Raw genomic sequence first — 19,435 nt, 5'->3', positions numbered from 1 at the left:
TTCGACGCCGACAGGGGCATGGTTGACGCTTCGGTAAGCCGGTGCGTGTACGGCGGTGGGTGTCCAATCCTCACGGGTGCCTGACGATGACGACGGTGACCGCAGCTTCCACACCGTCCGCCAGCCGCGCCGCGCCGGCCGCGAACCCCGCCGTCAAGGCGGGAAAGCAAGCCCAGCCGGCCGGTGCCGCCGTGACCGTCGATGTCGGCGCCGCCGCGCGCCGGCAACTCGCTGGCTTGGTGGCGTCCGCGCCCGCATCCGCGACCAATGTGATCGGCCAGGCCGACGACAACGCCGTCAAATCCTTCGACGCGATGGTCGCCGGCCGCACCAAGGCCCTGAGCGAGACCCTGAGCGACCGGTTCACCCGCTTGGGGATTCCCCTGGACGAGCCCATCACCCTGAAGCTCGACACCGTCGGCAATGTCACGACCGACAGTCCCTACAGGAAGAAGATCGAGAAGCTGTTCGAGGAAGATCCGGAACTGGTGAAGAGCTTCAAGGACGTCGCCTCGCTCCATTCGATGCGGGCGGCGCGGAAGGCCCTCGATGCCTTCCAGGAGGCACGCCGCGCCGCCAAGGACGACGACGCCCGCGATGCCGCCCAGGGCCTCTACACGGCCCGGATGATGCAGTCGCAGGCCCTGTCGGGGATCATGACCCTCGATGACGGGACGCTTCGCTCCGCGAGCATGGATTTCGTGACGAAGTCCATCGGTGAGATCGAGCCGCCGAAGGCCAGCGTGAAGGCCGAACAGGCCGCCGCCCGCCGGCTGTCGCTGACGGTGTAGACTCTCACGGCGTCGCTCCGGGGATTATCGATCCCGAGCGGCGGCGCGGCGGTCGTTCCGCCAGAGGCGTTCAGCCTTCGGCGCCGTGCCCGACCCCCGCGCTTGGCGCCGGGGGCCCGCACTGCTATCTCGCGGGCGAACCGTCTTTTCACCCGTCAGAACCGTGCACCGCGTCCGCCCTCGAAGCGGCGGGCCGCGCGCGCCGGAGATCACAGCCTCGATGACCACGTCTCCCATCGACTCCATCCGCAACTTCTCCATCGTCGCGCATATCGATCACGGCAAATCGACGCTGGCCGACCGTCTGATCCAGACCACCGGCACCGTGGCCCTACGCGACATGAGCGAGCAGATGCTCGATTCCATGGACATCGAGAAGGAGCGCGGCATCACCATCAAGGCGCAGACCGTGCGCCTCGAATACAAGGCCCAGGACGGCAAGACCTACATCCTCAACCTCATGGACACCCCCGGCCACGTCGATTTCGCGTACGAGGTCTCGCGGTCGCTCGCCGCCTGCGAGGGCTCGCTGCTGGTGGTGGACGCGTCCCAGGGCGTCGAGGCGCAGACCCTGGCCAACGTCTATCAGGCGCTGGACGCCAACCACGAGATCGTGCCCGTCCTCAACAAGATCGACCTGCCGGCCGCCGAGCCCGAGCGCATCCGCGCCCAGATCGAGGAGGTGATCGGCATCGACGCCTCCGACGCCGTGGCGATCTCGGCCAAAAGCGGCCTCAATATCGAGGCGGTGCTAGAGGCCATCGTCACCCGCCTGCCGCCGCCCAAGGGCGACCGCGACGCGCCCCTGAAAGCCCTCCTCGTCGATTCCTGGTACGACGTCTATCTCGGCGTCGTGGTGCTGGTGCGCATCGTCGACGGCGTGCTGAAGAAGGGCATGAACATCCGCATGATGGGGGCGGATGCCGTGCATGGCGTCGACCGCATCGGCGTGTTCCGGCCGAAGATGCAGGATATCGGCGAGCTCGGCCCCGGCGAGGTCGGGTTCTTCACCGGCTCCATCAAGGAAGTGGCCGCCACCCGCGTGGGCGACACCCTCACGGAGGACAAGCGTCCCTGCCAGGAGATGCTGGCGGGCTTCAAGGACGTGCAGTCCGTGGTGTTCTGCGGGCTCTTCCCCGTCGATGCGGCCGAGTTCGAGACCCTGCGCAGCGCCATGAGCAAGCTGCGCCTCAACGATGCGAGCTTCTCCTACGAGATGGAGACCAGCGCGGCGCTGGGCTTCGGCTTCCGTTGCGGCTTCCTCGGCCTCCTGCACCTCGAGATCATCCAGGAGCGCCTGGAGCGCGAGTTCAACCTCGACCTCATCTCGACGGCCCCCTCCGTGGTCTACCGCCTGCAGATGTCGGACGGGACGATCAAGGAGCTGCACAACCCGGCCGACATGCCGGACGTGATGAAGATTGCGGCCATCGAGGAGCCGTGGATCCGCGCCACGGTGCTGACCCCGGACGAGTATCTCGGCGGCGTGCTGAAGCTGTGCCAGGACCGGCGCGGCATCCAGGTCGATCTCAACTACGTCGGCAAGCGCGCCATGGTGGTGTACGATCTGCCGCTCAACGAAGTGGTGTTCGACTTCTACGACCGCCTGAAGTCGATCTCCAAGGGCTACGCCTCGTTCGACTACCACATCTCCGACTATCGCGAGGGCGACCTCGTGAAGATGTCGATCCTCGTCAACGCCGAGCCCGTGGACGCCCTGTCGATGCTCGTCCACCGCTCCCGCGCCGAGCATCGCGGCCGCGCCATGTGCGAGAAGCTCAAGGATCTCATCCCCCGCCACCTGTTCCAGATCCCGGTCCAGGCAGCTCTGGGCGGCAAGATCATCGCCCGCGAGACCATCAAGGCCCTCTCCAAGGACGTGACCGCCAAGTGCTACGGCGGCGACATCTCGCGCAAGCGCAAGCTCCTCGACAAGCAGAAGGAGGGCAAGAAGAAGATGCGCCAGTTCGGCAAGGTCGAGATCCCGCAGGAGGCGTTCATCGCCGCCCTGAAGATGGACGATTGAAGCTTGGCGTTTACGGGAAGACGTTCCGTGCGGACGGTCAGATCTTTTGATCGCGATTGGCCCGAAATAGCATTGAACGACATCCCGTCCCGATGCGTTGACCCCGCAACACAGACACACCGGAGGCAACGCACCATGCGCAAGACCACCCTGACCCTCGCGACCACCCTCGTCCTCTCCCTCACGGGCGCGGCCTTCGCCCAGGCCCCGGCCGGTGGCGGCAGTGCCACGGGCAACATGAACAACCCCGGCAGCGTGAAGAGCAACGGCGAGAAGATGAACGAGATGACCACCGGCTCCACCATGAAGGGCACGGCGGGCGCGCCCGGCGCGGTCGGCGGTTCGGGCAACATGGGCGGCGGCACCGGGGCGAGCTCCAACACCGGCGTCGGTCTCGGCGCGGCGGGCAACACACAGGCGCCGCGCCAGTAATTCCTTTCGTCAGCGCGGATCGAAGGGCCGGGGTTTCCCCGGCCCTTTTCGTTTGAGCTCAGGCCTTCATCCGCGAGGCGAGGTGGAGGGACGCCACCAAACCCGATGTCGAGGAGCACCCTGGACCAGAGCTGGGACCCGCCTCAACCGCCCGTTCGGCGGCGGTCTCGACCCGGAGGGTTCGTTCGGGCCTGCAACCCCTCCGCGACTGAGCCACGGCGAGAGCCGCCCGCGACGACGGCGCCACGTCCCTCATTCCCAAAAGGCACGGGTCTTGCTGATTGGTTCGGCGATGGGTGGCGTGCGCAAAGCGGACGTCCCCGGCTGCGAGCCGCGCAACGAGGCGCGGCCGGAGGTGGGGCCTCGGCTCCGGCTCCGGCGAGCTCCGCAGAGGCTCCAACCCGTAAAGGACCCGACATGGCTTACCTCGCCCCTGCTGAGTTCGTCACCAAGATGGTGGATGCAGGCGAATCCAAGATCTTCATGTCGACCCGCGACACGGTCATCCGCGCCTACATGGCCGGCGCGATCCTGGCCCTCGCCGCCGTCTTCGCCGTCTCCATCACCCAGCAGACGGGCATTCCCATCCTCGGGGCCGCCCTGTTCCCCGTCGGCTTCTGTATGCTCTACCTCCTGGGGTTCGACCTCCTCACGGGGGTATTTGTCCTGGCGCCCCTCGCCCTCCTCGATCGTCGGCCGGGCGTGACCTGGAGCGGGGTGATGCGCAATTGGGGGCTCGTTTTCCTCGGCAACTTCCTCGGCGCCCTGACGGTGGCCTTCATGATGGGCTTCGTGTTCACCTTCGGCTTCACGGCGCCGCCCGAGAAGGTCGGTGAGTTCATCGCCCATATCGGCGAGAAGCGCACCGTGGGTTATGCCTCGCACGGCGTCGGCGGCTGGTTCACGATCTTCCTCCGCGGCATGCTGTGCAACTGGATGGTCTCCACCGGCGTCGTCGGCGCCATGATCTCGACCACGGTCAGCGGCAAGGTGATCGCCATGTGGATGCCGATCATGCTGTTCTTCTACATGACCTTCGAGCATTCGGTGGTGAACATGTTCCTGTTCCCCTTCGGCCTGCTCATGGGTGGTCAGTTCTCGGTGGCCGACTACTTCTTCTGGAACGAGATCCCCACCGTTCTCGGCAACCTCATCGGTGGCCTCGCCTTCACCGGCCTGACCCTGTACACGACCCATGTCCGCACGGCCCCGAAGCGCGCCGCCGTCGTCATGGAGCGCCGTCAGGCCGCCTGATCGCTGCCTCGGGCGGTCGGGTCTCCCGACCGCCGGAAATCATCCATGCCCGCGACCCTGACGCTCTCCCTCGGCCAGCACAGCGAGCGCGGGCGCAAGGACACCAACCAGGACTTTCACGGCGCCCGCCTCCCCGAGGGCGCCGCCCTGGCCCTGCGGGGCTGCGCCCTCGCCATCGCGGACGGCATCGGCAGCAGCCCCGTCAGCCATGTCGCCAGCGAGATGGCGGTCCGGAGCTTCCTGTCGGATTACTACGAGACTCCGGATTCGTGGTCGGTGAAGACGGCGGCGAGCCGCGTCGTCGCCGCGACCAATTCCTGGCTCCATGCCGAGACCCGGCGCAACCGCCACCTCCACGATCCCGAGGGTGGGCAGGACCGGGGCTATGTCACCACCTTCAGCGCCCTCGTGCTGCGGTCGCGCACCGCCCACATCTTCCATGTCGGGGATGCCCGCATCGGCCGTGTGGTCCAACGCTCCCTCGAAGCCCTGACCGAGGACCACCGCGTCGTCCTGTCGGCGAGCGAATCCTATCTCGGGCGTGCCCTGGGGGCCGCCGCCCATGTCGAGATCGACCACACCACCGTCGCCCTCGAAGCCGGCGATGTCTTCGTGCTGACGACGGACGGCGTGCATGAATCCGTGGCCCCGGAGGCCATCGTCGCCGAGATCACCCGGCACGGTGACGATCTCGACGGTGCTGCCCGAGAAATCGCCCGTCTTGCCTACGAGAACGGCAGCGGCGACAATCTCACCGTTCAGATCGTACGCGTCGATGCCTTGCCGGACGGCAACCCCGAGGAGATCACGGGCCGCCTCGACGCCCTGCCGCCGGCGCCCCTCCTCGAACCGCCGACCGCGTTCGACGGCTATCGCGTGCTACGCACCCTGCATGCGAGCCACCGCAGTCACGTCTACCTTGCCGTCGATGACGACACCGAGCGCCGGGTCGCCCTCAAGGTCCCGTCGACGGATCTTCATGTCGATCCGGCCGGCCTGCAGCGGCTCATGATGGAGGAGTGGATCGCCCGGCGCATCGACAGCCCGCACGTGCTGAGCGCACCGCCCCGGACACGGCGGCGGAGCCACCTCTACACGGTGATGGACTACGTCGAGGGCCGGACCCTGGCGCAATGGCTGCGCGACAATCCGGAGCCGGACCTCGAGACGATCCGGGACATCGTCGCCCAGATCGCCGCCGGCCTGCGTGCCTTCCATCGCCGCGAGATGGTGCACCGGGACCTGCGCCCCCACAACGTTCTCATCGATGCCGCCGGCACCGTCCGGATCATCGATTTCGGCGCCACCCGCATCGCCGGCCTCGCGGAGGACGACCCGAGCATCGACGCCACGGTGCAGGGCACCGTTCAGTACACGGCCCCCGAATGCCTCGCGGGCTGGCCTGCGACGCCACAGGCGGACATCTTCTCCTTGGGTGTCATCGCCTACCAGATGCTCACCGGACGCCTGCCCTATGGCACCCAGGCGGCGCAGGCCTTCAGCGAGGCCCGCGCCCGTCGGCTCCATTACGTCTCGGTCGCGGCGGCGCGTGTCGGCGTGCCGACCTTCGTCGATGCTGCCCTGCGCAAGGCGGTGCATCCCAATCCCGCCCAGCGCTACGATGTCCTCTCGGCCTTCGTCCACGACCTGCGCCACCCGAACCCCTCCCTGCCGGGCCTCCGGCGGGCGGCGCTCCTCGAGCGCGATCCGGTGCTGTTCTGGAAACTCGTCTCCCTCGCCCTCGCGGTGACGGTGGCCGTCCTGCTCGCGCGCGGGGCACGATGATCGAGCGCCCATGTGGCGCGCCGAGCTAAGCGCATCCTTTTGACCGCACGCACATGGGGACGGGTTTCGAGAAAGCAGCCGCGATGATGGAGCAAGCCGATGCGGGCGAGGCCGCGTTCCGATCCGGCGAGATCGCCAGGGTGGGAGGTCGTGAGCCTGCGCCGACCAATCGGGGGGCAATGGGTCGGCGCAGGCGGTCCGGCACCGAATGCCTTCAGTGCGGATAAGCCACCGTCGCATCGCCCACGGCTGGGAGCATTCACCTAAATGGATTTCAGCACGATTTTCGTGCGCAGAGGTTGGAATTTTGGTCTGGGCGCCGGATCGTTTCGGGTGATGTCGTGGAAGGGGCCAAAGAAATCGCCTCGCGGAGTCGGGAGATTCTGCCGCAGGCTCTTTGCTGCGTCCCCGACGTTGCCTGCTGCCGACACACGTCACCGCAAGCGGAAGTTCCCATGGCAGCCAAAGACACCGCCACCACCTACACCCTCAAACAGGCCATCGCCGCCAAGGTGGACGATCACGTGGAGATCGCCGTCGAGGCCGAGGACGGCACCCGGTTCAAGATCGTCGCCACGGCCGAGCAGCTCGACGTGCTGACGGGCGATCTCGAATCGATCCTCGACGCCGACGATGCCGCCGCCGAAGCGGCGGAGTAAGCGACGGCAGGCGCCGGCCGGTGGACGATCCATCCATCGGCCGGCGTCGGCGCGGGATCACTCGGCCGGAGGCGCCGTCTCGGTCCGGTCGGCGGCCGGCTCGGCGCTGGCAACATCGTGGCGCTGGAGCAGCGGTTGCAGGCGCCCGGCGAGTTGTTCGCCGAGGTGGCGGGCATAGGCGGTGCGGAAGTAGCGCCCACCGGTCCCGCGTCCGTGCAGGTCGTCATAGGCTCGCACCATGGCGTCCACCTCCGGGCGGCACAGGAAGCCCGTCACCCCGGCGGCCTCGTACCAGCGCCCGGCCCGGGCATGTTTCGTGGCGGTGGGGTTGGCCAGGATCGTCTCGGCGAAGCAGGCCGTGGCCGCGGATTCCAGCGGCGCCATCACCGGATGCGGCCGGCCCGGTGTCCGGCCGGCGGCCTGAGCCTCGGCGCCGAGACTGGCGATAACCACGATCGCACCGAGCAGCCCATTCTTCATCGCCTGACGCTCCGATCGAATCCGCTTCGAATCTGAACGAGTATTCAGCGAGAAATCCGGCGGGAACAGGGCTGCGAGGGCGCGGTGCGTGGTTTCACCGCTCCTGTGCCCGCCGCATCACAACCGGGGCGGGCTCGCCCCGATCGACTTTGGGCTGGCGGGGTTCGGTAGTCCTCGGGTGCCCCACGGGCCTGCCCATCCGGGCACCGCGTTCATCGCGCGGATGCCGTATCAGCCCCGCCGCTCGGCGTTCCAGCGTCCGCTGCAGCCGATGAGGCCCGTGGTGTTCCAGGTACCGGCGCCCGTGCCCTGACGGGCGAGGCGGCCCACCACGTCGGCCTGGTCGGAGCCCCGGTTGATGACGGCCCGCACGGCGCCGTTGCCGGCCACCCGGCCGTTGATCCGAAAATCACCCCCCGCATAGGTCGCGACGCCCTTCCGAATCTGGACGCCGTAGCGATAGCTCCGGTCACACGGTCCATCGAGGGTCACCACTTCGATGGTCCAGCTGCCGTCGTAGCGATGCGGAACCTGAACCTTCTCGGTTACGGCGAGGGCCTGACTGGACAGACCCGCGAGGGCGACGGCGGCAAGGAGTTGAAGACGCATGGAGTTCCGATCCGATCGAGCTGCGGCGACGCTTCGCAAACGCGCCGCCTCTCGCTTCGGTTGCGGAACTCAGACCGCCGCCGCCTGTGCCTCTCCGAGGAGGGCCAGCAGGTCGCCCCCGGCGAACAGGAAGTCGTGGACGCCCACCCGCTTCAGGGTGTCGCCGAGCTCGCCCGGCTTGCCCGCCAGATAGATCCGCGTCGCCCCCGCCGCCTTCAGGGCCTCGGTCGCCGCCACGGCCTTCTCGGCGTAGACCGCGTCCGACGAGCACAGGCAGGCGATGCGGGCGCCCGACTCCGTGAAGGCCCGCGCCAGGGCATCTGACTCGTCGAACCCGGCTTCGTTCACCGCCTCGATGCCCCCCGCCGCGAAGGCGTTGGCCGCGAAGGTGGAGCGGGCATTGAAGACCGCGACGGCGCCGAGATTGGCCAGGAACACGAGCGGCCGCCGCCCGGTGGCGTCGAGATGGGCGTCGGAGCTGTCGCGCAGGGCCTCGTAGGGTTCCGCCAGACGCCGCGACGGCAGGGGCTCGCAGGCGAGGGGAGCGCCGGTGCCGAACCGAGGGGGCGCCGCCTCGGCCGGGGGCAGGTCGAGGACCGTCACCGGCTTCTCGGCGAGGAACGGGAATTCGCTCGCCCCGGTCAGGGGTTCGCGGCGGGTGGCGACGTTGCGCGCGCGTGTCGTCCGAATCTTTTCGATCCGGCCCTGAAGGGCGGCCGCCTGGAGGCTCGCCACGATGCCGCCCTCGGCCTCGATGGCCTGGAACGCGCTCCAGGCGGCTTGCGTCAACTCATCCGTCAGGGCCTCGAAGCTGCCGGCGCCCGCCGCCGGATCGGCGACCCGGGCGAGGTTCGATTCCTCGATGAGGACGATCTGGCTGTTGCGCACCACCCGGCGGGCGAAGGCATCGGGCAGGCCCAAGGCCGCCGTGTAGGGCAGGGCGGTGACGCTGTCGGCCCCGCCGAGCCCCGCCGAACCCGCCGCCAGGGTGGTGCGCAGGATATTCACGAACGGATCGCGTCGGCTCATCATCCGCCAGGCCGTCTCGGCATGGACTCGCAGGGGCTTCGCATCGAGGCCGCAGGCCGCCTCGATCCGCGCCCAGAGCCGGCGCAGGGCACGGAACTTGGCGATGGTGAGGAACTCGTCGGCATCGGCGACGAGCAGCACCGCGATGGCGTCGCGGGCACGCTCAACGCTGTGGCCTCCGGCCTCCAGAGCCCGCAGGTAGGCCACCGCCGTGGCGAGGACGGCGGCGAGTTCCTGCGCCTCGCTCGCGCCTGCCTCGTGGTAGGGGCGCCCGTCGGCGAGGCAGAGGCGTCCGGTGAAGCCGGCGGCCTCGAAGGTCGCCAGGGTTTCGGCGAGGTCCTTGGCGAAACCGTCGCCGACGCGGCCCGTCGCCGCGAGGGTGCCGATGGGATCGAGGCCGAGGTCGATGTCGAGGTCGCCCAGGGCGTCGCCCCGTTGCGCCGCGAGATCCTTGAGGAGATGGGCGGCCTCGACGCCCCGTCCGCCGGCATCGAGGCGAAGGCTGATGAGGGGCAGCATCACACCCGCGAGCGCCGCGTCGAGGTCGGCAACGGTCGTGGCGTCGAGGCCGAAGCCCCGGGCGGCCGGAGCCCCGGAGAAGACCAGGGTCAGGGCGTCGGCCCCGCCTTCGAGATCCGACAAAGCGAGGGTTTGGGCGGCGTCGGCCTGCGGATGGTCGACCCGCTGGGCGATGCGCCACGGACCCGCCGCGCGCATGGGCTGGGTGACGGGACCGGCCGGCTCGTAGAGGGGCTCGATGCGGATGCCGTCGGCGGTCTTCGAGACCAGCCGCCTCTCGAAATCCCCGCCCTTCAGAACCCCCTCGACAAGGCCGAGCCAGCGCTCGCGGGTCGCGGGCGGAAACAGGTCGGCGAGGGGACGGTTTTCCATGCTTCGGGCCTTCGGATCGGGGCGCCGGCCGCGCGGGGCCGGGCTCTGCACACTCTCCCGACAGCCCTTGCACGGTGAGGCTTGCCGAAGCAATCGCCCCCGATCCTGGATACTGAATTCGTCCGCCGCGTTCGCGGGGCCCGCGCCTCCCGCTGCCCCGTCGGCCCTATCCGAAGACGATCAGACCGAAGAACCCCAGGGACCCGACGATGATGCGCCACCAGGCGAACAGCCGGAACCCGTGGGCGGACACGTAATCGAGCACCGTGCGGACCACGAACAGGGCCGAGAGGAACGCCACGATGAAGCCGATCACGATGAGGCCGGTGTCGTCCTTTGAGAGGTTCTTGTAATTGTCGAGGAGGTCCTTGGCGAAGGCGCCCGCCATGGTGGGGATCGCGAGATAGAACGAGAACTCCGTGGCGGAGCGCTTATCCGCGCCCATGAGCATGGCGCCCACGATCGTGGCGCCCGAGCGCGACACGCCGGGGATCATGGCGATGCACTGGAACAGGCCGATCTTGAAATCCATCGGCAGGGAGAAGTCGAACACGTCGCGCTTCTTCACCTCGAGATCGGTCTCGTCGAGGACGAGGAGGACGAGGCCGCCGGCGACCAGGGTCGCGCAGACGATCCACGGGTTGAAGAGGTAGTACTTGATGTACTTCGAGAACAGGCCGCCGACGATCGCCGCCGGCAGGAACGCGATGAGGATGCCGAGGACGAAGCGCCGGGCGTTGGGATCGTTCGGCAACGCCTTGGCGATCCCGAGGAGGCGGCCGAAATACACCGCCAGGATCGCCAGGATGGCGCCGAGCTGGATCAGCACCTCGAAGGTGTTGTTGGGCGATTCGAACCCGATGAAGTGGCCGACGAGGAGCTGGTGCCCCGTGGAGGAGACCGGAATGAACTCCGTCGCCCCCTCGACGACGGCGAGGACGACCGCCTTCACGATGCTGGCCGCATCCATCATGGTATCGCCTCGTCTCGGATGTTGAAGACATGTTTCGCGGCACGACGCAGCGCGTGCCGCCCGCCGTGGTCGATCCTCGGGCGGGGCCAGCTTTCGACCCTCGCGGTTGACGGACGGTTACCGTCTTTAATCCAGCGTGTTAATGAGGCGGCAACGATCGAGCAATAAGTCTCGATAGGCGACCCTCTGCGAGGGGCCCGATACGGCTCGTCCCCGGCAGCTTCCCCCGTCCGAACGGCCTCGATGGCGACGCTTCACCATTCCCCCTTCTGCCCCCATTCGCGCTTCATCCGCCTCGTCCTCGCCGAGATGGGGATGGAGCCCTCCCTGCTGGAGGAACGCCCGTGGGAGCGGCGCGACGCCTTCCTGATCATCAACCCGGCCGGCACCACGCCGGTGCTGGTGGAGCAATCGGGGCTGGCGGTGCCGGGGGCCGGGATCATCGCGGAATATCTCGACGAGACGCGGGGGCTCGGGCTCAGCGGTCGGCGCCTCCTGCCCGAGACCACGGCGGCCCGGGTCGAGGTCCGGCGGCTCCTCGACTGGTTCCTCGTGAAGTTCGACGCGGAGGTGACGGGCTACCTCGTCACGGAAAAGATCTTCAAGCGGTTCATGAACAGCGCCGCCGGGGGCGGCCCGCCGGACATGAACGCCATCCGGGCGGCGCGCACGAACGTGCGCTATCACCTGAAATACATCGGTTACCTCATGTCCCGGCGCAAATGGATCGCGGGTGACCATCTGACCTATGCGGATCTCGCCGCCGCCGCCCACCTGTCCTGCGTGGACTACCTCGGCGACGTGCCCTGGGACGAGGACGAGACGGCGCGGGACTGGTACGCCCGGGTGAAGTCGCGCCCTTGCTTCCGGACCCTCCTGGCGGACCGGGTGCCCGGCATGGCCCCGGCGGACCACTACGCGGACCTCGACTTCTGACCGAACCTTCCATGAAAGGCCGCCCACCGAAGAAGGTCTGGGCGGGAGCCGAACTGCGCCGGGCCGTGGAGGCCCGCGCCCGCCATCTCGGCTTCGACAGCCTCCGGATCACCCGCCCCGATGCGGTGCCGGCTCTGATGCAGCGCCTGCCGGCTTGGCTCGCGGCCGGACACCACGGCGGCATGGCGTGGATGCAGGACCGGGCCGACCAGCGCGCCGATCCGGCGACGCTGTGGCCGGGGGTGCGCAGCGTCATCGTGCTCGCCATGAGCTACACGCCGGAGGAGAGCCCCCTCGACGTCCTGACCCGGCGGGACCGGGGCGCCATCGCCGCCTATGCCCAGCGGCGCGATTATCACGAGGTGATGAAGGGCAAGCTCAAGGAACTCGGCGGCTACCTTTCGGCCAAGGGCGACGTGCGCGTGAAGGTGTTCGTCGACACGGCGCCCGTGATGGAGAAGCCGCTGGCCGAAGCGGCCGGTCTCGGCTGGCAGGGCAAGCACACGGTCCTGATCTCCCGCACGCACGGCAATTGGCTGCTGCTCGGGGCCATCTACACCTCCGCCGCGTTCGACGCGGACACGCCCGAGGCGGACCATTGCGGCTCGTGCCGGCGCTGCCTCGACATCTGCCCGACGAATGCCTTTCCGGCGCCCTATCGCCTCGATGCACGGCGCTGCATCTCCTACCTCACCATCGAGCATCAGGGGCCGATCCCCCGCGAGTTCCGCGCGGCCATCGGCAACCGCATCTTCGGCTGCGATGATTGTCTGGCCGTCTGCCCCTGGAACAAGTTCGCCGAACGAGCGGGGGAGGCCCGGCTGGCCGCGCGGGACGACCTTGCGGCGCCGCCCCTCGCGGAGCTTGCCCGCCTCGACGATGCGGCGTTCCGGGTGCGCTTCGCCGGGACGCCGATCAAGCGGACGGGCCGCGACAATATCCTGCGCAACGTGCTCATCGCCATCGGCAATTCCGGATCGGCCGCCCTCGCTGAGGAGGCGGTGCGGTGCCTGACCGATCCCTCGCCCGTCGTGCGCGGGGCCGCCGTCTGGGCGATCGGCCGCCTCTTCGGCGCCGCCGATCTCCACACCATTTTCGCGCGGGCCGGCACCGACGAGGCGGATGACGCGGTCCGAGGGGAATGGCAGAACGCCCTGGCGCAGCAGGCGCAGAACCACCCTTGAGGCAGGACATCCAACGCCCATGAATCTCTTCGTGTTCGGCCTCGGCTTCACCGCGCGTCGGTTCGTCGAACGGGCCTCCGGGCGATTCGCGCAGGTCCGCGCCACGGTCACCGATCCGGCGCGGATCGGAGCTGGCCTCGACGGCGTCGCCCTGCGGACCTTTGGGCCGGATGGGGACGATGCGCGCATCGCCGCCGACCTTGCCGAGACGGACGTGCTCCTGATCTCGGCCCCCCCCGTCGGCGACGGCGACACGGTTCTGGCCCACTACGCCGAGGCCATCCGGGCGAGCCGCGTCGGCTGGATCGGCTACCTCTCGACCATCGGCGTCTACGGCGACCAGCAGGGCGCCTGGATCGACGAGACGACGGAGCCCCGTCCCACGAGCCGCCGCTCGCAGGGCCGGCTCGCCGTCGAGAACGCCTGGCTCGCCCTCGGGCGGGAGACGGGTAAGCCCGTGCAGGTGTTTCGCCTGTCCGGCATCTACGGGCCGGGCCGCAACCCCATCGTGAAGCTGCGCGAGGGCAAGTCCCAGCGCATCATCAAGGCGGGTCAGGTGTTCAACCGCATCCACGTGGACGACATCGCCACCACGCTGCTGGCCTCCCTCGACCGGCCCCGGGCCGGGGCGATCTACAACGTCACCGACGACGCGCCGACGCCGCCCCAGGTGGTGACCGAGCACGCCGCCGCCCTGACCGGCCTGCCCCTGCCGCCCGAGGTCGATTTCGAGACCGCCGATCTCAGCCCGATGGCGCGCAGCTTCTACGGCGAGAACAAGCGCGTGCGGAACCGGCTCGTCCGCGAGGAGCTCGGCGTCGATCTGGCGTACCCGACCTATCGCGAAGGGCTGGCGGCGCTGGTGGCGGACGCGCGGATCTAGTGCATCGATCCAGACGGAGGCTTCAGCCGTGCCTGGGAAAATTGATGCAACAACAAAAGCCTGGTGCTCTGGCGCAGGAACGAAGTGATTGCGTCACAGCACTAGGCGCGCTCGAGGGCCGATCGGCCCCAGCCCAGGCGGCCGAGGAGGTGGAACAGGGCGGTCCGCACCGGTTTCGGGCGCTCCAGAACCCGCGCGACGGCGATGGCCAGGGCTTGAGCGGCGCCCCAGGCGACCAGCAGGGTCGCGCCGTCGCCGATCCACCCCGGCATCCAGGCAAGGTGGGTCCGCAGGGAGAACACCAGCACCAGGACCGGCATGTGCACCACGTAGAGGGTGTAGGAGAACGTCGCCGCACCTTCGAAGGCCGCGAAGACCCGCGCGACGGGCGTGGATTCGGTTGCGAGCGCCAGCAGGCCCAGCGCCAGGGGAAGGCCGAGAACGGCCTGATAGGCCAGGAACGGCCCCCATGCGCTCATGGCATCGACGAAATCCGGCCGGGCGACGAAGGCGAGGGGGGCTGCCAGGGCCAAGGCGGCGATCGGCCAGAGCGCGGGGGACGTGGCCAGCCGATGCAGGCCCGGATGCCCACCGAGGAGCGCCGATGCGGCGCCGGCCCCGAACAACGCCAGGGATTGGAGGTAGAAGAACCGGTTCGCCGTCGCGAACACGAGGCCGGCCGCCAGGGCGAAACCCAGAGCGCGCGCGGCCCCGCGTCCGACGACACCGAGGGCGACGAAGGCCGCGACGGCGTAGAGATAGGCTTCCTGGCGCAGGGACCAGAGCGGATTGTCGATGACGAAGGTCGCGTCCGTGGGGGCGAAGGTCAGGGTGATGCCGCGCAGGAATGCGAGGAGCCCCATGGTGTAGGGCTCGCCGCTGCGGGTGAGCAGGGTCACGCCGGCTTGGCCGAGGGCGCCGACCGCGAAGGTGAGGCCGATGGCGAAGACGAGGGGCGGGGCGATGCGGGCCACCCGGTGGACCGCGTAGGCCACGAGGAAGCGCCCGTCGCGCCGGGCCGACCGGCTCAGGCTCGTGGCGATGACGAAGCCGCTGAGCACGAAGAACAGCATCACCGAAGCCCGGCCGATCCAGCCGGTGATCCCGGCGCCGGTTCCGTGGGCTGGAAGGAACGCCATCTCGAGGGCATGGGTGATCACCACGGCCTGCGCTGCCAGGCCCCGCACGCCGTCGAGCGCCTCGTATCGATAACCCCGCATCGCCTTGCCCCCGCCACGGACGAGCCTTTGGCGAGGGGATGCGGCGCCCGCGTGGCGGAGGCGGCGCGTCAGGCGGCCTTTCGGTCCGCCGCCGGTCCGAAATGATCGATGTAGCGGGCCGCGATGGCGGAGACCGGGAGAATCACGAACACGTCCGTGGTGCCGAACTGGCGATCCACCACGGCGCCGTCGCCGAAGGTGGCGCCGACCCGCAGGTAGCCCTTGATGAGCGGCGGCAGGGCCTGGAGGGCGGCCTTGGGGTCCACGGCTTCGCGGGACAGACGGTCCATGGCGACGTGGCGCTCCGGCAGCGCCTTCGCGCGCCACCCCTCCGGCGCGCGGGCATGGTGGTGGAGGAAGCTCAAGGGCAGGGCGAGGCGTTCGGGGTCCGTCCCCTCCAGGCTGGCGCAGCCGAGCATGGCGTCGATGCGGTGATGCTGAACGTAGGCCCAGATCCCGGCCCAGAGCAGTTCCACCGTGCGCTTCGTCCGGTAGGGCTTCAGGACGCAGGAACGGCCGAGTTCGAGGAATCGCTTGCCCGGATGGGCGGCAAGGAGGGGGGCAATGTCGTATTCCCCCGCCGTGTAGAAGCCGAAATGCCGGTCGGCCGTGTCCTGCCGCAGGAGGCGGTAGGTCCCCACCACCTTCGGGCGCGGGCGCCGGAACGGTGTCTCGTCCGTGGCGGCGTGGTCGATGACGAGGAGATGGTCGCAGACGCTGTCATAGGCGTCGATGTCGCGACGCGACAGCAGCGACAGGCCCGTGGCCACGGCCTGCATCTCCTCGAAGAACACGCGGTAGCGCAGGCGCTGCGCCCGTCTGATCTCTGAGACGGAGGTGGCCAAGCGGACTTCGAGGTTGCCGATGCGGCCGAGGCTCGGATCGAGGCCGGGGGCCGGCAGCGGCTTCTTCAGGCGCGGCTTGAACTTGATCGGCGCGGCACCGGGTGGAACGAGCGTGCGCCCCTGGAAACCCGGCAGCACCGTGAGACCGGCCTCGGCCCCCTTGCGCTTGAGGCGGGTGAAAGGCGCGTGGACATGGGTTTCCCAGCCGGCCAGCCAAGCTGTGGACGCCTCACGCGCGAAGTTCGGGACCATGGTCGCATCCGCCTGTCGGGACCGCGAGGCGGGCTCACCCCGGAGCCCACGGCCTCGCGCCTTCGGGACGCCACATCACCACGCGGCGCGCACGCTTTTATGACAGGGGTTTTCCTTGCCCGACAAGGCGTTGATGCCCTTAGCCGGATGACCTTCGGCGGCCGTCGAACGGGTAGCCGCCGAAGGATGTCGCCGGGCGATCAGACGAACTGGTTCAGCCCGGGGATCGAGCCGACGATGGGACCCATCACGTCCTCTCCGGCCTTCTCGCGGCCATAGGCGAACAGTTCGCGCCCGAGCGGCTGCATCTGTCCCATGGGGACGCCCGCCGCCATGAGCTTCTGGCCGAGCGCCATCACGCCGCCGCCCATCATGCCGCCGAGCATACCCATGAGGCCGCCGCCGCCGCCTTCGCCCGCGTTGGAAGCCGCGATGGCGGTCTCGGAGCCCGGCAGGGCGGCGAGAAGCTGGCTGACCTCGGTGGCGGGGCCTTCCTTCTGGAGGAAAGCCAGGATGTGGCCGATGGCCGTCTGAGCCGTCGTGGCGTCCAGACCCGTCGCCGTGGTGACGCGGGCAATCAATTCTTCCATCTCGGGTCGCTCCAGGGGGTTCGAATTGCTGTCTGTCCGGCCTTGCCGCGCGTAAAGCAAGGGCGTCCCGACACGTCGGGCGCGGACGCTGGAAAATGCCGCGCCCCGGCGGCATAACCGGCGGGAGCGGTGCGACGCGCGGCGCGGTGCGGGGGCTTAGCGATCATGCAGGGCGACGGTACGATTCTGGTCGGCAAGTCCCGCGTCGCGGGCGGCGGCATGAAGCCGGAGGCCCTGACCCTGCGACTCGCCAATCGCCACGGCCTCGTGGCCGGCGCCACCGGTACCGGCAAGACCGTGACCCTGCAGGTGATGGCCGAGGGCTTCTCCAACGCGGGCGTCCCGGTCTTCGCCGCGGACATCAAGGGCGACCTGTCGGGGCTCGCGGCGGCGGGTGAATCCAAGCCCGTCTTCGTCAAGCGGGCCGAGGAGCTGGGCCTCCCCTATGAGCCGGATCGGTTTCCGGTCGTATTCTGGGACCTGTTCGGTGACCAGGGCCATCCGATCCGCGCCACGGTGATCGAGATGGGCCCCCTGGTTCTGGCCCGGCTCCTCGAACTCAACGACACCCAGGAGGGCGTGCTCAACATCGCCTTCCGGGTCGCCGACGACAACCAATGGCCGGTCCTCGACCTCAAGGACCTGCGCGCCCTGCTGCTCTATCTCTCCGAAAACCTGAAGGCGATCTCGGGTCAGTACGGTAACGTCTCGGCGGCGAGCATCGGGGCGATCCAGCGCCAGTTGCTGATGCTGGAGGGGCAGGGGGGCGACCGGTTCTTCGGCGAGCCGGCCCTCGACCTCAACGATTTCATGCGGACCGACCGCGAGGGGCGCGGCATCGTCAACATCCTGGCGGCCGACAAGCTCATGCAGCGGCCCCGGCTCTACGCCGCCTTCCTGCTGTGGATGCTGTCGGAGCTGTTCGAGCAGCTGCCGGAGGTGGGCGACCTCGACAAGCCGAAGCTGGTGTTCTTCTTCGATGAGGCGCATCTGCTGTTCGACGATGCCCCGAAGGCGTTGCTCGGGGCCATCGAGCAGGTGGTGCGCCTGATTCGCTCGAAGGGGGTCGGCGTCTACTTCGTGACTCAGAACCCCCTCGACGTGCCAGAATCGGTGCTCGGCCAGCTCGGCAACCGGGTGCAGCACGCCCTGCGGGCCTTCAGCCCGCGGGATCAGCGTGCCGTCAAGGCGGCTGCCGAGACCTTCCGACAGAATCCCCGCTTCGACGTCGGGGAGGCCATCACCGAACTCGGGGTCGGCGAAGCCCTGATGAGCTTCCTCGAACCGAAGGGCACGCCGTCGGTCGTCGAGCGCGCCCTCGTCGCCCCGCCCCAGGGGCGCGTCGGCCCCATCACCCCGGCCGAGCGGGCGGCCCTGATGGCGAACAGTCCCGTGCGGGGCAAGTACGACACGGCCGTGGACAACGAGAGCGCCTACGAGATCCTGGCCAAGCGCAAGGGCTTGGACGCCGCCCCCGCCGAGGCCGCGCAGCAATCGGAGGGTGGATTGTCCGGCATGCTCGGGAATCTCCTGGGCGGCGTGTTCGGGTCGAAGCCACCCACGAAGGGCGGTCGGCGTCCGCCCCCGAGTCTGGCCGAACAGGTTCTGGGCAACGCGGCGCGGTCCATGGCCCGCAAGGTCGGGACGGAAGTGGGCGACGCGATCCTCCGAAACATTCTCGGCGGCCTGACGAAGCGGTGACGGGGCTTCGCCCTGGCCCTCCGGACTGTCATTGCATTGACAAATCATGGTCGCCGCGCCTATGCAGCGGCGCTAGGCGCGGCTTCCTCGACGAAGTCCGCGCGTTTCGCGTTCGCGCCCGGTCTCGACTCGGTGTCGCGGATGACCTGAACAAGAAGACGGTCCAGGCTTACCCGACGGGCGGGCTGGAGGCCGGCAGAGAACACGAGAGAGAACGATGTTCGCAGTCATCAAGACGGGCGGCAAGCAGTATCGCGTTGCCGCCAACGACACCATCACGATCGCCAGCCTTGAGGGCGAAGCCGGTTCCAGCGTCACCTTCGGGGACGTGCTCCTGTTCGCCGACGGCGCCGGCGCCACCCAGATCGGCGCGCCGCTGCTCTCGGGCATCAGCGTCACGGGCGAGATCGTCAGCCATGGCCGCGACGCGAAGGTCATCGCCTTCAAGAAGCGCCGTCGCCAGAATTCGCGTCGCAAGCGGGGCCACCGCCAGCACCACACCGTGGTGCGCATCACCGGCATCAGCGCCTGACGGCGGAACCGTTTTTCGAGATTTTGGAGTAAGCCCCAATGGCCCACAAAAAAGCAGGCGGCTCGTCCCGCAACGGCCGCGATTCCGCCGGCCAGCGCCTCGGCGTCAAGAAGTTCGGTTCGGAAGCCGTCATCGCCGGCAACATCATCGTGCGCCAGCGCGGCACCAAGTGGCATCCCGGCGCCAATGTCGGCATGGGCACGGATCACACCCTGTTCGCCAAGACCGATGGCCGCGTGCTGTTCATGACGAAGCGCGGCCGCGCGTTCGTCACGGTGGTTCCGGTGCAGGAAGCCGCCGAGTAAGGAATCTGTCTTGATCGTCTGGATGTCCGGACGATCGGGATGCGTTTCGAGGGAGGAT

The 19,435-nt window shown here is 68.8% G+C and carries 19 protein-coding genes; 12 read left to right on the top strand and 7 right to left on the bottom strand.

What is annotated here, in order from left to right; translation table 11 throughout:
- Positions 1-95: 95 nt before the first annotated feature.
- The 6 genes from BM249_RS01965 (at position 96) to BM249_RS01940 (ending at position 6,947) form a co-directional block, all read left to right on the top strand.
- The gene (locus BM249_RS01965) at positions 96-791 is read left to right on the top strand and encodes a hypothetical protein (protein WP_143103666.1); all 696 of its coding nucleotides are present in this window, start codon (positions 96-98) and stop codon (positions 789-791) included.
- A 220-nt stretch (positions 792-1,011) separates the two neighbouring features.
- Positions 1,012-2,817, top strand: coding sequence for a translation elongation factor 4 (gene lepA / locus BM249_RS01960; protein ID WP_091968453.1), 1,806 nt, complete (start codon positions 1,012-1,014; stop codon positions 2,815-2,817).
- Between the two features lie 135 nt (positions 2,818-2,952).
- Complete coding sequence (locus BM249_RS01955) at positions 2,953-3,249, top strand: hypothetical protein (protein WP_091968451.1); 297 nt, start codon at positions 2,953-2,955, stop codon at positions 3,247-3,249.
- Between the two features lie 417 nt (positions 3,250-3,666).
- Positions 3,667-4,503 carry a formate/nitrite transporter family protein gene (locus BM249_RS01950; RefSeq protein ID WP_091968448.1) on the top strand — a complete coding sequence of 279 codons (837 nt, stop codon included), beginning with the start codon at positions 3,667-3,669 and terminating at the stop codon, positions 4,501-4,503.
- Positions 4,504-4,548: 45 nt separating this feature from the next.
- Entirely contained in the window at positions 4,549-6,288 is a 1,740-nt protein-coding gene (locus BM249_RS01945; protein WP_091968446.1) for a bifunctional protein-serine/threonine kinase/phosphatase, read from the top strand.
- A 455-nt stretch (positions 6,289-6,743) separates the two neighbouring features.
- Positions 6,744-6,947: a hypothetical protein gene (locus tag BM249_RS01940; RefSeq protein WP_091968444.1), complete on the top strand. Its 204-nt coding sequence runs from the start codon at positions 6,744-6,746 to the stop codon at positions 6,945-6,947.
- 57 nt (positions 6,948-7,004) lie between these two features.
- Here the strand turns inward: BM249_RS01940 and BM249_RS01935 are convergent, their stop codons facing one another.
- The 4 genes from BM249_RS01935 to BM249_RS01920 form a co-directional block, all read right to left on the bottom strand.
- Complete coding sequence (locus tag BM249_RS01935; protein WP_091968442.1) at positions 7,005-7,427, bottom strand: hypothetical protein; 423 nt, start codon at positions 7,425-7,427, stop codon at positions 7,005-7,007.
- A 231-nt stretch (positions 7,428-7,658) separates the two neighbouring features.
- Positions 7,659-8,036 carry a hypothetical protein gene (locus tag BM249_RS01930; protein ID WP_091968440.1) on the bottom strand — a complete coding sequence of 126 codons (378 nt, stop codon included), beginning with the start codon at positions 8,034-8,036 and terminating at the stop codon, positions 7,659-7,661.
- 69 nt (positions 8,037-8,105) lie between these two features.
- Positions 8,106-9,956 carry a methylmalonyl-CoA mutase subunit beta gene (locus BM249_RS01925; RefSeq protein WP_091968438.1) on the bottom strand — a complete coding sequence of 617 codons (1,851 nt, stop codon included), beginning with the start codon at positions 9,954-9,956 and terminating at the stop codon, positions 8,106-8,108.
- A 166-nt stretch (positions 9,957-10,122) separates the two neighbouring features.
- Complete coding sequence (locus tag BM249_RS01920) at positions 10,123-10,926, bottom strand: undecaprenyl-diphosphate phosphatase (protein ID WP_091968436.1); 804 nt, start codon at positions 10,924-10,926, stop codon at positions 10,123-10,125.
- Between the two features lie 246 nt (positions 10,927-11,172).
- Between BM249_RS01920 and BM249_RS01915 the strand changes: the two genes are divergently transcribed.
- From BM249_RS01915 to BM249_RS01905, 3 genes are read left to right on the top strand one after another with little or no spacing between them, the layout of a single operon-like run.
- Positions 11,173-11,865, top strand: coding sequence for a glutathione S-transferase family protein (locus BM249_RS01915; protein WP_091968434.1), 693 nt, complete (start codon positions 11,173-11,175; stop codon positions 11,863-11,865).
- Between the two features lie 11 nt (positions 11,866-11,876).
- Positions 11,877-13,049: a tRNA epoxyqueuosine(34) reductase QueG gene (queG, locus tag BM249_RS01910; protein ID WP_091968432.1), complete on the top strand. Its 1,173-nt coding sequence runs from the start codon at positions 11,877-11,879 to the stop codon at positions 13,047-13,049.
- A 19-nt stretch (positions 13,050-13,068) separates the two neighbouring features.
- Complete coding sequence (locus BM249_RS01905; protein WP_091968430.1) at positions 13,069-13,932, top strand: SDR family oxidoreductase; 864 nt, start codon at positions 13,069-13,071, stop codon at positions 13,930-13,932.
- A 101-nt stretch (positions 13,933-14,033) separates the two neighbouring features.
- Here the strand turns inward: BM249_RS01905 and BM249_RS01900 are convergent, their stop codons facing one another.
- From BM249_RS01900 to BM249_RS01890, 3 genes are all read right to left on the bottom strand, one after another.
- Positions 14,034-15,152: an acyltransferase family protein gene (locus tag BM249_RS01900; protein WP_091968428.1), complete on the bottom strand. Its 1,119-nt coding sequence runs from the start codon at positions 15,150-15,152 to the stop codon at positions 14,034-14,036.
- Positions 15,153-15,220: 68 nt separating this feature from the next.
- Complete coding sequence (olsB, locus tag BM249_RS01895) at positions 15,221-16,249, bottom strand: l-ornithine N(alpha)-acyltransferase (RefSeq protein ID WP_091968426.1); 1,029 nt, start codon at positions 16,247-16,249, stop codon at positions 15,221-15,223.
- 200 nt (positions 16,250-16,449) lie between these two features.
- A complete protein-coding gene (locus BM249_RS01890) occupies positions 16,450-16,839 on the bottom strand; it encodes a DUF2267 domain-containing protein (RefSeq protein WP_091968424.1) in 390 nt (129 codons plus the stop codon).
- 165 nt (positions 16,840-17,004) lie between these two features.
- On the opposite strand from BM249_RS01890, the gene BM249_RS01885 reads away from it, so the two are divergent.
- From BM249_RS01885 to rpmA, 3 genes are all read left to right on the top strand, one after another.
- Entirely contained in the window at positions 17,005-18,540 is a 1,536-nt protein-coding gene (locus tag BM249_RS01885; RefSeq protein ID WP_091968422.1) for a helicase HerA-like domain-containing protein, read from the top strand.
- A gap of 217 nt (positions 18,541-18,757) precedes the next feature.
- Complete coding sequence (gene rplU, locus BM249_RS01880; RefSeq protein WP_091968419.1) at positions 18,758-19,072, top strand: 50S ribosomal protein L21; 315 nt, start codon at positions 18,758-18,760, stop codon at positions 19,070-19,072.
- A 38-nt stretch (positions 19,073-19,110) separates the two neighbouring features.
- Entirely contained in the window at positions 19,111-19,377 is a 267-nt protein-coding gene (gene rpmA, locus BM249_RS01875) for a 50S ribosomal protein L27 (RefSeq protein ID WP_091968416.1), read from the top strand.
- Positions 19,378-19,435 lie beyond the last annotated feature (58 nt).

The sequence above is a fragment of the Methylobacterium gossipiicola genome (assembly GCF_900113485.1).
Lineage (GTDB): Bacteria > Pseudomonadota > Alphaproteobacteria > Rhizobiales > Beijerinckiaceae > Methylobacterium > Methylobacterium gossipiicola.
Note: the sequence above shows the minus strand (reverse complement) of the source record. Positions and strands in the feature narration are given on the sequence as shown.

Excerpts from the sequence above, each read along its gene's own strand:
- BM249_RS01905 (WP_091968430.1), top strand. The coding sequence starts at position 13,069 with ATGAATCTCTTCGTGTTCGGCCTCGGCTTCACCGCGCGTCGGTTCGTC.
- BM249_RS01930 (WP_091968440.1), bottom strand. The coding sequence starts at position 8,036 with ATGCGTCTTCAACTCCTTGCCGCCGTCGCCCTCGCGGGTCTGTCCAGT.
- olsB (WP_091968426.1), bottom strand. The coding sequence starts at position 16,249 with ATGGTCCCGAACTTCGCGCGTGAGGCGTCCACAGCTTGGCTGGCCGGC.
- BM249_RS01955 (WP_091968451.1), top strand. The coding sequence starts at position 2,953 with ATGCGCAAGACCACCCTGACCCTCGCGACCACCCTCGTCCTCTCCCTC.
- queG (WP_091968432.1), top strand. The coding sequence starts at position 11,877 with ATGAAAGGCCGCCCACCGAAGAAGGTCTGGGCGGGAGCCGAACTGCGC.
- BM249_RS01890 (WP_091968424.1), bottom strand. The coding sequence starts at position 16,839 with ATGGAAGAATTGATTGCCCGCGTCACCACGGCGACGGGTCTGGACGCC.
- BM249_RS01920 (WP_091968436.1), bottom strand. The coding sequence starts at position 10,926 with ATGGATGCGGCCAGCATCGTGAAGGCGGTCGTCCTCGCCGTCGTCGAG.
- rplU (WP_091968419.1), top strand. The coding sequence starts at position 18,758 with ATGTTCGCAGTCATCAAGACGGGCGGCAAGCAGTATCGCGTTGCCGCC.
- BM249_RS01900 (WP_091968428.1), bottom strand. The coding sequence starts at position 15,152 with ATGCGGGGTTATCGATACGAGGCGCTCGACGGCGTGCGGGGCCTGGCA.
- BM249_RS01885 (WP_091968422.1), top strand. The coding sequence starts at position 17,005 with ATGCAGGGCGACGGTACGATTCTGGTCGGCAAGTCCCGCGTCGCGGGC.
- BM249_RS01940 (WP_091968444.1), top strand. The coding sequence starts at position 6,744 with ATGGCAGCCAAAGACACCGCCACCACCTACACCCTCAAACAGGCCATC.
- BM249_RS01950 (WP_091968448.1), top strand. The coding sequence starts at position 3,667 with ATGGCTTACCTCGCCCCTGCTGAGTTCGTCACCAAGATGGTGGATGCA.
- BM249_RS01925 (WP_091968438.1), bottom strand. The coding sequence starts at position 9,956 with ATGGAAAACCGTCCCCTCGCCGACCTGTTTCCGCCCGCGACCCGCGAG.
- lepA (WP_091968453.1), top strand. The coding sequence starts at position 1,012 with ATGACCACGTCTCCCATCGACTCCATCCGCAACTTCTCCATCGTCGCG.
- BM249_RS01935 (WP_091968442.1), bottom strand. The coding sequence starts at position 7,427 with ATGAAGAATGGGCTGCTCGGTGCGATCGTGGTTATCGCCAGTCTCGGC.
- rpmA (WP_091968416.1), top strand. The coding sequence starts at position 19,111 with ATGGCCCACAAAAAAGCAGGCGGCTCGTCCCGCAACGGCCGCGATTCC.
- BM249_RS01915 (WP_091968434.1), top strand. The coding sequence starts at position 11,173 with ATGGCGACGCTTCACCATTCCCCCTTCTGCCCCCATTCGCGCTTCATC.
- BM249_RS01945 (WP_091968446.1), top strand. The coding sequence starts at position 4,549 with ATGCCCGCGACCCTGACGCTCTCCCTCGGCCAGCACAGCGAGCGCGGG.